This is a genomic window from Microbulbifer echini, from assembly GCF_041447225.1.
Classification (GTDB): domain Bacteria; phylum Pseudomonadota; class Gammaproteobacteria; order Pseudomonadales; family Cellvibrionaceae; genus Microbulbifer; species Microbulbifer echini.
The window spans coordinates 1-15,399 of the sequence record NZ_JBGMEL010000026.1; the positions used below are offsets into that span (position 1 = coordinate 1).

A 15,399-nucleotide genomic window follows, 5' to 3' on the forward strand; every position below is an offset into this window, starting at 1 on the left:
GAACCTGTGACCTACGGCTTGTAAGGCCGTCGCTCTCCCAACTGAGCTAACCACCCCGTGTCAAGAGCTGCGTATCTTAATGATAATCCATGTGACGTCAAGATCTTATTTTGTGAATCCACAAATTAAGCCGATAAATGAGGAAATAGTAATTTTTCGCCCTGGTTGATCAATAAATAAGCGTTTCTTGTTTGTTTATCAGCCACTTCACCAGGACGAATCTTCGGTAAGTGACCTCAAAAGACATTAACTGGTCCCGGAATAACTCCCTGAGAACCTCAAAAGAGTGGAGTGGATCGTATTTGCTAAAGTGCTGCTCTTACAAAAGGCTAAAGCCATTAGAGGTGAGTAACTTATAACGCCTGTAACGTACAAGACCCGTTCGGGATAACGGAATTATTCAGAGGTTACTTAATAGGGGTTAGAAAATCTGTTCACACGTGACTGCACCTGACCTACTTGTTGACCAGAAAGCAGAGTTTAGTCTTGGCGGGAGGGTGGGCTTTATTCACAGAGTTAGTAATTATGTTTAGTTTGTAAACTATTTGGTCCCCCCGTCCATACTTCTATATTAAAAATTAATATTAGCTCCATTCATTAATGACTTTCACTAATTTTATTTTGGTCATTGTTTTTAACGAATTTATATGGTTAATGAATAGATCTCAGAAATTTAAGCAAGTTAATTTGATTTTTGGTGGGTTCATGTTTGGGTAGAGTTTAAACTTGGCAGCGTGGTGGTTAATCGCAGCCCAGCTTAATAAAGGTTAAGCCCACATTTTAAGTTCCTCAATCTGTGGTTTTGTAGTGTCATTAGCGATGATTGGCGGCTAATGTGGGCATTCACGCTAAGTGTAGGCCTTTATTTACCCTATTTGGTACTACGTAAAGAAAACTCCAGGAGGGAGGTTTTCAATATTTCTCGCAAAGAAATCGAAATAATCTTGCAAATCTTGCTATCAGCCATTCAAATATGCGAATTGTTTAAATAAATATAAAGTGCCACGCAGTTGGCATATTCCTTCGCTAGCTGTAATGAGTTATCGAGGTTCTAGAGTGAAGACAAGGAGAGGTTCATTGGGTACCCAGTCAAAAATATTTCATCCGCTCACCACGTCGCAGTTAGATGTATTTTATCACCAGCAACAGTTACCTGATTGTCCTCTATATAATATATGTGGCTATACAGTACTTAGGGGGCAGCTAAATGTGCCCTTACTTCGAAGAATATATTCACAACTTTCTACTAAATATGATGCGTTTCTTCTCAACTTTAAAGTGCAAGATGAAAAGCCTGTCCAGTTTATTACTGAACGAAAAGCTCGCGATTTGGAGCTAATTGACTTTACAAATGATGATGATCCAGAGCAGTCAGCGAAGTCATATTTAGAGTCTCACTTCAAAACTACATTTTCAATAGAAATAGATTGCCTAGTGGCAATGAAAATACTTCGACTAAGTGAAAAAGAGCACTGGTTAATTACGTTTGGACATCATCTCGTTCTAGATGGTTGGGGTGGCAGTAACCTTTTGAATGTGTTGGGGAGAACTTACTCTGAAAGTGTAACAAAAATTGACCGTTCAGATTTTTTTGGTCAATTTAATGTTGAGCAATTTTTGCCCACAATTATTGAGGATATTAAGTATCAAGACGGTAGTAAGTATTCACAAAGCAAAAAATATTGGATAGAAAAATTTACTACAGTCCCTGAACCTTTGTTGTCAAGGATGGTTCGTAGTGAACATGAATCTGGAGAATTAGTACCAAGTCGCAAGGTGTCAAAGAAATTTTCTGAAGATAGCTGTAAATCTTTAGCTCGCGCTGTAAAAAAACTAAGAGTAACGCCACAACAGTTAATAATCGCAGCGGTATATGTGTACTTTTCTAGAGTATTTCAGTTGGAAGAAATTGTACTGGGAATGCCGGTACACAATAGAGGTAATGCAAAGTATAAAAAAATAATTGGAATGTTTGCAAGCACGACTCCACTAAAGCTGAACTTTAACCCTCTTTGTACCTTAGAAAATCTAATCTATGGAATCGCAGCCACTCAGCGACAGGATCTACGCCACCAAAGATATCCAATTAGCCACCTTAATAGGGATCTTAATTTATCGGCAAAAGCAAGATCGCGAATATATGATATTAACTTTAATTATTTGAAAATTGACTATAACTCTAGTTTTGATGGCATTGAGGCCTACTCAAATTATTGCACTAGTGGTTACTCGCAGATCCCATTAAGTATAAATTTAATTGATTTTGGAGGAGGGCAAAACCTAGAGCTTCAGCTGGAATACAATTTGAGTTTTTACGACGATCAGGTCGCAGAACAATTGTTGGAAAAATTAGTTCAGCTATCTGGAGAAGTGCCTAAATTATTAGGCAAGTCGATTTCTGAAGTAGACCTTATCTCAAGGGATGAAAATTCACTCTTAAATAAATATAGCGGAAAAGAATCTTTTACGCTACCTCCACTTAGGTCAGTTGTTGAAGAGTTTTCTAAACATGCTGACTCACATAGAGACAAAATTGCGGTAGTTTGTGGCGATTTTAGTTTAACTTATGGCGAATTGGAAGCTAGGACTAACCAGCTGTCTAGAATGTTGCACGATCTGGGAGTAGGTTCAGAAATCTTTGTGGGTATTTGTGTATCTCCTTCAATTGAGATGTTGGTTGCAATACTGGGAGTGATCAAAGCTGGAGGAGCATATGTCCCCATAGATCTGGACTTTCCGGAAGATAGGGTAGAGTTTATTGTCCAGGATAGCGAAATTAAAGTATTAATATGCGATCAGGAAACTTCGAGTAGGCTTAATTTCCAGGCAATAGAGCAGCTAGTGCTTGATTCTCAAGAGGTAGAGAAAGCACTTAAATCTTATAAAGATACAGCGATAACTTGTGAAGCGAAGCTGGAGAGCTTGGTATATATGATATATACCTCTGGTTCTACAGGGCGTCCCAAGGGTGTATTGACCGAGCATGCGCAATTAGCTAGCTATCTGAGTGCAATCCGCTCTAGATATTTACTCCCCAAGGGCCTGCGATACGCGGTGCTCTCAAGTATAGCGACAGACCTTGGTAATACATCCTTATATTTGTCCCTCGTTAATGGTGGTTGTATCTACATCTTAGATAAAACCATTGTAATGCAGAGTGATGAATTAAGTGAATATTTAAAAGAAAGTAAAATTGACCTATTAAAGATCACGCCTAGCCATTTTGATGCTTTATTTACCCCTCAAATGCTAAAGGATAAATTTGACTGTTCTTGGCTTTTCATAGGTGGAGAGGTCATTTCCCCAAGCCTGTACAATAAGATCCGATCGCTTGTATTTACAAAAAAATGCCATGTCATTAATCACTATGGTCCTACAGAAACGACCATAGGATGTACTACCTATCAGATAAGTGGTGAGGAAGTTGCAGATCAAATCCCAATAGGTCGGCCATTACCAAATCGCACTGCATATATATTGGATTATAATAATAAGCACTTGCCAATTGGTGAGGTAGGAGAGCTTTATATTGGTGGCGATGGTGTCGGGCGAGGATATCATCGTCAGGCGAAATTAACGTCTGAAAAATTTCAGCCAGATACGCAGTCAGGACGCGCAGACTCAAAGCTGTATAAAACAGGTGATTTAGCGCGGTTCCTGCCAGATGGGAATATCATTTTTGTTGGCAGAAAGGATAATCAGGTAAAAATACGAGGTTATCGCATTGAGTTAGAGGAGATTGAGAGGGCCATAAGCAATCTACCAGCTGTAGATATTGCTGCGATAGTTACACAATGTGAAAATAATGGTCGATCACGACTAATTGCATACCTGATTTTAAATAGTGATACCCAAAAAACCAATGTCCTTAAAGAAATAGATAGCTCTCTTAAGAAATTATTACCTCCACATATGCTGCCATCACAATATTGTGTGATGAAAAAATTACCTCTAACGACTAATGGAAAAATTGATCGTAAAAACCTTCCAGATCCAGAAAGCTATGAAAATACTTCAGCTGAAAAAATCAAAAAGTCCGATGTTGAGTATGAGTTATCTAAAATTTGGGCAGGCTTATTCGGACTTGACACAAAAGAAATCAGAGTCAACGACAATTTTTTTGAATTGGGTGGTGACTCTATTTTAGCTATTCAGTGTGTGTCACGCGCACGTGAAGTCGGGATGGTATTTAAAGTTAAAGATATATTCGATACTCCGAGTCTGAGAGAAATCGCCGACAAAATAGAGCAAATTGAAGTAGTTGACTTACAAAAGGAAGGGGTAGGAACAGTTAAGCTGTTGCCGATCCATCATCGTTTCTTCGAAATATCGACAGAATTAAATCACTACAACCAGTCGTTGCTATTGGAGTCTCCAACATGGCTGGATATAGATTTGTTGCATCTTATTGTTGATAAACTTTATGTTAGTCATGATGCTTTGCGTCTCGTATTTGCTCGAGAGGGAGAGCTTTGGCGAGCGAAATATGGACCACATACAGAACAATTGGCAGATAAATCCATTGAAGTAATAAGATGTGAAGAGTCCGACATTGAAGAGCATGTAAATAAGCTCCAGCGCAGTTTTAATTTGAATGTTGGGCCGCTTTTTAAGGCTGCTTTGTTTATCCTGCCTACTGGGTTAAATCGATTGTTATTAACTGCCCATCACAGTGTGGTTGATGGTGTGTCATGGCGGGTTCTACTGGGAGATATAGAGCAATTAAGCAGACAATTTAGGCAGGGTCAAGAGTTGTATCTGCCTCCTAAAACAACCTCTTATAAAAAGTGGTCCGAATATTTATATCTTTATGCCTCCTCGGAAAAGCTGAAAAGCGAAGTTGAATATTGGCTGGAACAAATCAGTGGGCTATCGCCCAGAGAACCGGTACCGCTGAAAGAATTTTCTATAATAAAATTCAGTGTCAGTGAAGAGTGTACTGAGAAATTTATAGGTGGGTCAAATAAGGCATACCATACCAAAACAGATGAGTTACTTTTGGCAGCTCTATCTAGAGCTTTTAATAGATGGGACGGTCGGAAATCTCTAACGCTAACGTTGGAAGGTCATGGTAGAGAGGGTTTAAATAGCGATTTGGAGCTTTCGCGTACGATTGGCTGGTTCACTGTAGAGTATCCCCTCACCATTAATTTTGATGGTGAAAGTATTGAGAGCCACATATTTTCTGCAAAAGAGTCTTCTAGATCGGTGCCAGAAAAGGGTATTGGATTTGGCGTGCTTAAGTATTTGAGTGAAGCTCCAGAACTTAAGAATTTACCAACGCCAGAAATACTATTTAATTATCTAGGGCAGTTTGATCAGGTAGTTAACAACGAGCATGTCTTTTCGATGTTAGATTGCCCCGGAGATATGGTAAGCCCTTTGCGCCCGCAGTCCCACGCTCTAATTTTTAATGCGCTTATCAATAAGGGCAAGTTAACTTTTGAGCTTCGCTTTTTAGACGGTAATTACGATTTAGAAAATATAAATAGCCTATGTGCACTTGTATGTAAATCTATAGAGGAAGTGACAGATCATTGTTGCAAAAAATCCGGTGGGTACTTAACGGTTTCAGATTTCCCTTTACTTGGGAAAGATAATTGTCCAGCCAAGTTGAGTCAAGACCAGTTAAACCATTGGCAAATATCTAACAATATCGACGATCTATATCCTGCAACTGGTATACAAAGCGGCTTACTATTTCATGGGTATTTGGAGACTGAGGCATATGTAAGTCAGAAAATATTAAAACTGGAAGGTAAATTAGATCCCACTCTAATGGAGCAGGCTTGTCAGAAATTACTTGATGCAGAAGGCATTCTTCGTACCCAATTTATGAGGGATAAACATGGAGAGATATACCAGCTGGTCCAATCAGAGGCTATCTTGCCATGGAGATTTGAAGATCTTTCAAGTTTAGATAGTGAATCACAGAATAGTCTGATCGAAGAGTTCAAAAACCGCGATAAATCTTTGGGTTTTGATATAGAAATCGCTCCCCTAATACGTATTGCTTTTTGGTACTTAGGGAAGAACCAATATCAGCTATTATGGACGCAACATCATGCTACTTGTGATGGGTGGTCTTCATCATTAATGTTCAATAGACTGGTTGATAACTACCAAAACTTATCGGAAAAGATTGATTTAGTTCATTGCAATTCTTATACCTATAAAGTCTATCTAGAGTGGCTTTCCTGTCAGGACAAGGCATCTGCTAATCATTTCTGGAAGGAGGAACTAGGTGGTATAAATGCATCAACAGCATTGCCAAATCTCAAATCTTTAGGAAGTGAAAATAGAAAATTTGAAATTAACTCGGTTTTAACAAAATCAAAGGCGCAAAACCTATCCCAGTTAGCGAAAAATTGTCGGGTGACCTTTAGCACCCTTATTCAAGGAGCTTGGGCTCTTTTACTGAGCCGCTATAGTAATGACGAGGAAGTTATCTTTGGAGTAACGGTATCTGGACGTCCAGCGGATTTAGCGGGTGTGGAAAACATTGTAGGCCCTTTGCTAAATACTATACCTAGTCGTGTAGGGTTAGCGGAGGATCAGAAATTGGGGGCATGGCTAAGAGAGTTGCAATCCGCGCATATTAAAAGAGAACAGTATAGCTACCTTCCCCTATCTGAAATTTCACAAGCGGCAAATTTAAACGGTGGAAATTCCCTATTTGACAGCATAGTCGTAGTTGAGAACTACCCCATAACGTCTAGTTTATTTAAAGGTGAAAGTACTAGAGAAATCCAGTTAATCGAAGCAAAAAGTTTCGAGGAAACCAATTATGGGCTTGCGCTAGTGGTAACAATGGGTGATAAAGTTACACTTAGCTTAAAATATCACCAAGATAAAATTGACGATAAACTAGCAAAAAATATCTCTGAGTATTATCAGAATCTACTTATTACGATGTGTCAGGGTTCTGAAATCACACTATCTTCTTTGACACTTCTGTCAAAAGAAGATCAATTTGAATCTTTACTAGGTGAAACTACTGTACCTCTGAGATATCCAGCTCAACATTGTATTCATCATCTAATTGAGAAGCAGGTGGAATTTCGAAGAGATGAGATTGCTTTAACTTGTGGGGGAAATCAGCTTACCTACCTTGAGCTAAATACTCGAGCCAATCAGTTGGCCCGCTACTTAAAAGAGCGTGGTGCCAACACAGAAGTATTGATTGGAGTTTACTTAGAGCGTTCAACCGATATGGTTGTGGCGTTACTGGCCATCTTAAAAGCTAGTGCCGCCTACGTACCTATAGATCCTAATTACCCTGAAGTCCGTGTTAGGCATATTATTGAAGACAGCGGACTTGAATTAATGCTTTCGGATCAAGAAATTCCTCTGGCTCAGGAAATAGCTGATCTCGACATAATTAGGATGGATTCATGTAGAGTTCAGGAAGAATTGCATAACTACTCTAAAGAGAATCTTGATACAGGTGAGTTGAAACCGGAATCTCTTGCTTATGTTATCTACACGTCAGGTTCAACAGGCCTACCCAAGGGAGTTCTAGTTGAGCATGGTAATATTGTTCGATTATTTAATTCGACAAATGAGCAGTTTCAGTTCTGCCCAGATGATGTCTGGACAATGTGCCACTCCTATGCATTTGACTTTTCAGTATGGGAAATTTGGGGAGCGCTAAGCTATGGAGGACGGTTAGTCATTGTTTCTCAAGAGACATCTCGCTCTTATGACGATCTCTACCGGTTACTCATTGAAGAGCAAGTCACTGTTCTGAACCAGACTCCGGGATCGTTTTATCAACTGGCCCACATTGATGAGGCCCATAGAAGCCCCTTATCTCTTCGCTTTGTCATTTTTGGTGGCGAAGCATTAAATTTGGCGGCCTTAAAGCCGTGGGTTTCTCATCGTGGCGATACTTCTCCGCAGCTGGTGAATATGTATGGCATTACTGAAACGACTGTTCATGTCACTAGCCGGATAATAAGAACTAAAGATATAGAAAGTGCGCAAGGTAGTTTAATTGGATCACCTATTAGTGATTTAAGCCTGTATATCTTTGATCGCTCAATGAATGTACTGCCTCCTGGTGCAATAGGAGAAATGTATGTGGGGGGGAATGGAGTATCGCGAGGATACCTTAACAGAGATGTATTGACTTCAGAGCGATTTTGTAAGCACCCACTTATTCCAGAAATACGGCTCTATAAAACTGGCGACTTGGCTAGAAGAATTGCTGGTGATGAAATTGAATACCTCGGGCGGATTGATGATCAGGTTAAAGTTCGCGGGTTTCGTATAGAGCCAGGAGAAATAGAACAGCAGATATTAACACTTGGAAAAGTAAAATCGGCTGTCGTCAATATGTGCTCAAATGACTTGGAGGATACATACCTGGTTGCTTATGTTTGTCTTGACAAAGGACAAAATGAAACTTCTTTGGATGATGTGAGGCAGTATCTTAGAGAAAGGTTACCAGAGTACATGCAGCCTTCATTTTATATGGAGCTTGATCAAATCCCTCTGACCGCCAATGGAAAGGTGGATAGAAAATCACTTCCTCAGCCAGAGCGCGCACCAACTGGATCACACTATAAACCCCCTCAAGGAGATATTCAGCTTAGACTTGTGAAAATTTGGGCTGACTTGTTGCGAATACCGATAAGCAAAATAGGTCGCAATGCACATTTCTTTGCCCTGGGAGGGCACTCATTGCTATCAGTACGTCTCGCAACTGCTGTGCGCAATGAATTTGATGTTGAATTAGAAATACGAGAGGTATTTGAATATGCTGAGCTATCAGAACAGGCTGAGCGAATTAGCTCTTCAAAGCAAAAAATAACGCACCACAATATTATTTCTTTATCGGAAGGTCGTAAGACACTGTCCTTTTCCCAGCAACGTTTGTGGTTTATAGACAGTTTAGAAGGGGAAAGCAGTCAATATAACTTGTCAGGTGCTTTTCTAGTACAGGGGAATTTTTCTGAATTAGCTGCCGAAGAAGCATTTTTCCGTATTATTTCACGTCATCATAGCTTACGTACCGTCTTTATAGATAATGGCCAAGGCGTTGAACCATATGTAAAAGAGGCGGAATCTTTCCACCTTCGACGCATGGATATAAGGGGGGTGAATGGGGAAAAACAGAATTCCGAAATTGAACGTCTTTTGGAGAGTGAAGAAACTCAATCCTTTAATTTGTCATATGACTTAATGCTGCGAGCGGGTTTTATCCGAATTAAAGATAGTGAAGGTATTCTATTCATAAGTATGCATCATATTGCATCGGATGGTTGGTCTGTTGGGATTTTACTGGAAGAGTTTTCCTTACAATATGAGTCAGTTTTATTAAATAAAAAAAATTACATACCTCCCTTATCATTTCAGTATGAAGATTTCGCTCATTGGCAATTACAGCAGTCTTCTGAAGAAAATTTCCTTAGCCAGCTAGGGTATTGGGATAAGCAGCTTAAAGATCTTCCTCCTGTTCATAACCTACCTTTGGACTTTCCGCGCCCCAGTAAAATAGGGCAAAAAGGTGCGAAGGCATCACTGAGTCTAAAGAAAGCTGAGAGCGAGATGCTAAAGGCATTTGCTCTTGAGCAGGATGTAACTCTATTTATGCTTATCCACGCTGCCTTTTCTTTAATAGTTGCTAGACATAGCAATCAACAAGATATTGTTGTTGGTACTCCTGTAGCAGGACGTCGGAATAAAGATCTAGAAAGGATGATAGGCTTTTTTGTTAATACATTAGTTTTGCGTGTTGACTGTGATCTAGAGCAAGATTTACCTTGCTATTTAGAACAGATTAAGCGAGTAAATTTAGAAGCCCAGGACAACCAAGATATACCATTTGAGCACTTAGTAGAGCGTCTCAACCCGGAGCGCAGTACACAATATAGCCCATTGTTTCAGATTTTGTTCACGATGGATAATACAGACAAAGTTGCGCTTCAATTACCTAGCTTAACTGTCTGTGAGTTAGAGCGCAGACTGATACAGGCAAAATTCGAGCTCTGTCTAAATGTTTGTGAAAATAAATCCGGAATTGAATTCGAACTTATCTATAACAGTGCACTATTTAAGGAAGATCATATTCTGCAATTAGCTAAACAGCTTTTAAGGCTGTTGGTTAGTCTTCCTACACACAAGAACAGTCGACTTATAGATCTACCGCTTATTGATTCAGCGGCGGAAAATATCTTGAAGGGTAATGAAATGTCGTTACCTGAAGGACCAGTTCAAAGCAAGTTTGAGAAAATAGCTAAACGACAACCGGATTTACCAGCGCTTATATGGGAAGGTCAGTCAATCAGTTACGGAGAATTGAATACCCAGTCTAATAAGTTAGCCCATTTACTGCGTAAAAAAGGCATAGGTCCAGAGGATAGGGTGGGGCTGTGTCTTGAAAGAGGCCCCAGTTTAATTATCGCATTACTTGCTACTCTGAAGGCAGGCGGTGCGTATGTGCCGCTAGATCCTGCATATCCTAATACTCGATTAGCATTCATGCTCGAAGACAGTGGGGTTAAATTAATATTGGGTGAGAGTCATAGTAAGGAGGTGCTAAAAGGCAGCTTGACCAGCATAATCTGGCTGGATGAACACACCTTATCAGAATTTCCTAACGAAGAGCCACTGAGTTTATATAATAGCCACCACTTAGCTTATTTGATCTACACCTCCGGCTCGACTGGTACTCCTAAAGGAGTAATGGTTGAGCACCGTAGTTTATTGAATGTAAATGAATTTGAAATACTTGATTATGAGTTAGGTGCTGGAGATCGAATCTTGCATTGCATGTCGTTCAATTTTGATCCTGCAACTAGCGTACTGTTTAGTGGATTAAATTCTGGAGCAGCTATCTATCTGGCTGATACTCACTCAAGTGTCACTACATTTATTAAGGAGCATGAGCTCACTCACGCTATCCTTCCGGCAGCAGTTCTTGCCGCTGAGGAAGAGCAGCAACTCCCATCGTTAAAGATGATTGGTGTTGGAGGTGAGGTTTGTCCACTTAAAACTGTACAATATTGGTCTCAGGGACGTAAATTCTTCAATTTGTATGGCCCCACTGAATGTACAGTAACGGCTGTCAGAGAGCGGTATACCGGAACAGACAATAAGCTAACTATTGGAAGACCTATAGCTAACACCTATTGTTATGTACTTGATGATATGCAGCGATCTGTGCCACCGGGAGCCGTTGGTGAGCTTTATATCGGCGGGTTAGGATTGGCTAGAGGCTATCACGGTTGCCCCGATCAAAATGCATTGCGATTTATAGATAATCCGATTTGTACTGGCGAAAAACTCTATCGAACTGGTGATATGGTACGCCAACTTGCTGATGGTAAGCTCGAATTCCTAGGTCGTATTGATGAGCAAGTTAAATTGCGAGGGTTTCGAATAGAACTAGGTGAAATCGAATCCATATTATTGGGCATGCATGAAATTGAAGCAGCAGCTGTAGTCACTAGGGATGAATTTCCTGGCCAACTTGTTGCATATATTTGCTTAAATAGCGAGTTCGATACTGATGAATATATTCGTATCATTCAATCTGAATTAGCCTCAAAATTACCTTCATATATGTTGCCTGCTGCCTATTCAGTTATAGGGAAGTTACCTTTAACTATAAATGGCAAACTAGACAAAAATGCTCTGCCAATACCATCGATTATAGATGCGGCAGAATATATAGCGCCTGCTACAAACATAGAAATTGAACTGGCAAAAATTTGGGCACAACTGCTACGGTTGAAACTCGATGATATAGGTGTAAATGATAGCTTCTTTGCACTGGGGGGACACTCGATTTTGGCAATAAAATTAGTGAATTCTATTGAGAGGGTTTTCTCCATTACTATTTCCCTGAAGAAGATATTTGAGTTAAGTAGTTTGTCAAACTTATCTGCATATATTGAAAGTATACAAAGTGATAAATCTACAAAGCTTTCCGATGTTAAAAGAATACAAAATCTTTCGTCGATAGAAGTGGAATCTGCAGAGAGCATAGAGGAGTTTGAGTTGTGAGCCTGTTTAATTTTCTGATTCAGTTAAAAGAACAAAGAATTATTATAAGCTTGGATGATGGACAGCTTCGGGTTCGGGGTAACAAGGATGAAATCACTTCGGAAATAAAGTTTAAACTCAAAGAAACAAAAGAAGAGATAATTGCTCACTACATTAGGTTGGGTATAACTAGTAATAATCAGCTTGCACCTGTGACTCTTCAACAGCAGCGACTGATTATTATCGATAAAATGCAGCCCGGGCTATCTCTGTTCAATATGATTGGTGCCCAAGAGATCCAAGGTGAGCTGATAAAGGACGCAATAAATTGGTCTTTTCAGAAGATTTATGAGCGACATGGTTCACTACATACAAACTTTTTTAATGAAGACGACTTCTTTTATCAGGTGGTTAAGCGCTCGGATTCCTTTAAAATAAACGAAGTTGACTTAAGCGGGATATCTGATGGAACACTAGATTCCAAGCTTGATTCCATATTTAAACTTGAATGCAAAATAGCATTTGACCTGGAAGCAGATCAAATGCTGCGCGTAAAGCTTATTAAGATATCTGAGAAGAAGCATATTTTAATTTATAGCATGCATCATATAGTCAGTGATGGCTGGTCGATGGGAGTGATGCTAAATGAATTAAACCACTATTATAATGCGTATCTATCTGGAGATAGAGTGGAGCTTCCTCCATTACGCATACAGTATTCAGATTATGCCCACTGGCAAAAAAAACAAATTGAGAGCCCTGAATATCTTAGCCAGGTAAGTTATTGGGTAGAGCAATTGGAGGGTATACCGGAGATACATAACCTTCCACTCGATAGGTCAAGGCCAGCAATACAGTCATATCATGGAGGAGTATATCGCAGTCAAATAAGTGCCGAATTAAAATCGTTATTTGTTCAAACCTGCCGTGAAAATAATGCCACTTTATTTATGGGGCTACATGCTGTTTTTGCAATTTTAATACATCTCCACGGTAATCAAAATGATGTAGTGATAGGGACGCCAACTGCGGGTAGGGAGAAAGATGATCTAAACCCACTTATTGGGTATTTCTTGAACACTTTAATTCTTCGCTCACGTATCAATAGTACTCTAAGTTTTATTGATATTTTAGAGCAAAGTAGAGAGTTAGTGCTGGATGCATTCTCTCATCAGCAAGTTCCGATTGAGAAGTTGATGTCATCTTTAGGTGTCGATAACGATATGAGTTATTCTGCACTATTCCAGGTTATGCTAATTCTGCAGAGCAATGATAATGGTTGTTTTTCTGCTCCCAATTTGGAATCTAAATATATAAATCCTGAACTTCCACTAAGCAAGCTTGATATCACTTTGAGTATAATTGAAGTCGATGATGGGTTAATGCTTGGATGGGAGTATAATAAAGATATCTTTGATAAGTCTACAATAGTTAGTTTTTCAAAACGTTTTTCTCATCTTATACAGTCCTTTATAGATTCCCCAAATATGTCCTTAATGGATTTGAACACCATTTCAGAGGATGACCTTTCTTGTTTGGAATATTGGGGTTCAAAAGAAAAAAAATCCAAGTCTCTGAAGAGTGTAATTGAGCAATTTCACCAGTGTGTATACTCAGAACCAAATAAACTAGCGTTAATGGGCGCTGATGATTTTGTGTTGACCTATCAAGAGCTCGATAACAAAGCTAATCAGTTTGCTAACTTTTTAACAACTAATAGGGTAGTTGCAGGAGATGTTGTTGGCATATGTCTGCCAAGATCTCAGGAGCTAGTTATTGCTATATTGGCTCTTTGGAAAATAGGAGCAACATACCTGCCAATTGACAGTGAATACCCACTAGAACGGATTCAGGCGATTTCTTCTGATGCAAATTTAAGTAAAGTACTTACTCTTAACGAATATAAAGGCAGATTTCCAGATTTATCTATACTATCTATTGATGGCATGAAGACCGCTGACATTATTAATAGTCAGCAAAAGAACTTTAGCCCTGGCTCCAGGGCTGAGCCTGAATCCTTAGCCTATATTTGTTATACCTCTGGTTCTTCAGGTAAACCCAAAGGAGTTATGACTACACAAGGAAATCTGTCAAGCTATCTTGATTCGGCACGAAAAAGCTATAGTCTCGGTGAGAATGAAAGAGTTCTCCAGTTCTCATCTCCCTCTTTTGATATCTTCGTTGAAGAATTTTGCCTAGCTTACTCAGGTGGAAATTGCCTGGTTCTGAGAGATGAAGAGATACTTTCTGGCGGGGTGTATTTTTGGGAGTATTTACAAAGAAAAGAAATATCTTTTGTTAGCCTGCCAACTGCCTATTGGCATTATCTAGTTCGAGAAATAGGCAATGATGATATCCCAAGTTTGCCAGAGCTAAAAACTATTGTACTGGGTGGTGAGGCAATGTCTTTGCCAGCCCTCAATCGATGGAATCAGTATTTTAAAGGACAGGTAAAAATCATAAATACTTATGGTCCAACCGAATGTACAGTGGTTGCAACATCCTATGAGATACCCGAAGACCAAGAGTTTCCATTAGGAATTCCAATCGGTAAACCTCTGCCACATATAAGCACTTATATCCTTGATGAAGGACTGAAGCCCGTGCTGCCTGGTTGTGTTGGTGAGCTGTGCTTGTCTGGACCGAGTATTTCACCAGGCTATTATAACCAGCCCTTAAAAACTACTGAAGTTTTTGTCAAGTCCCCGTGGCTCAATAAATTGCTGTATCGAACGGGTGATCTAGTACGTTATCAAAATGATGGAAACCTTATCTTCCTTGGTCGTTATGATCGTCAGTTGAAGGTGCATGGGTTTAGAGTTGATTTGGGTGAGATTGAAGAGGCTATTGCTGGTCTCGCTGGTATACGATCTTGTTATAGTCAAATAATTGATGAGGCTAATAAAGATAAAAGAATAGGTGCTTATGTTGTTGCGGATGAAACAATCACTTTAGAGCAATTGAAGTTCAGAGCTTCACAAATTCTTCCTCGATATATGTTGCCAAGTACATACATCTTCTTGAAAGACCTCCCACTTACCAAAAATGGAAAAATCGACACGGAATCTCTACCTGACTTTGGAATCGAGCAAGTTAGCCTAGAACCTCTGATAGATGATCTCGAATATTCATTGGCAGAAATATGGTCGGAATTATTGAGGGTGGATTTAAGCAGGATAGGCGCTAACTCACACTTTTTTGATTTGGGTGGCCAAAGCTTATTGGCAATGAAATTAATTTCTGAAATAAAAAGATTATTTAATGTTGAGCTGCAAATCAAAAATATATTTGAGCGAAGTGAATTACGATCGCTTGCTCAACTGATTAAGCAAATTGTTTCTCAAGAGGAACTCTCGGCTGAATTATCAGCGTTACCGAATGAGTCACTGGATGAGTTGGAGTTTTAAA

Annotated in this window: 2 protein-coding genes; both read left to right on the plus strand. The window is 39.5% G+C overall.

Annotation, left to right across the window (positions count from 1 at the left end; translation table 11 throughout):
- Positions 1 to 1,077: 1,077 nt before the first annotated feature.
- Positions 1,078 to 12,012 carry an amino acid adenylation domain-containing protein gene (locus ACCI51_RS18070; protein WP_371844820.1) on the plus strand — a complete coding sequence of 3,645 codons (10,935 nt, stop codon included), beginning with the start codon at positions 1,078 to 1,080 and terminating at the stop codon, positions 12,010 to 12,012.
- A complete protein-coding gene (locus ACCI51_RS18075) occupies positions 12,009 to 15,398 on the plus strand; it encodes a non-ribosomal peptide synthetase (protein WP_371844821.1) in 3,390 nt (1,129 codons plus the stop codon). Before ACCI51_RS18070 ends, ACCI51_RS18075 begins: the two co-directional genes overlap by 4 nt.
- The last annotated feature ends 1 nt before the right edge of the window (position 15,399 follow it).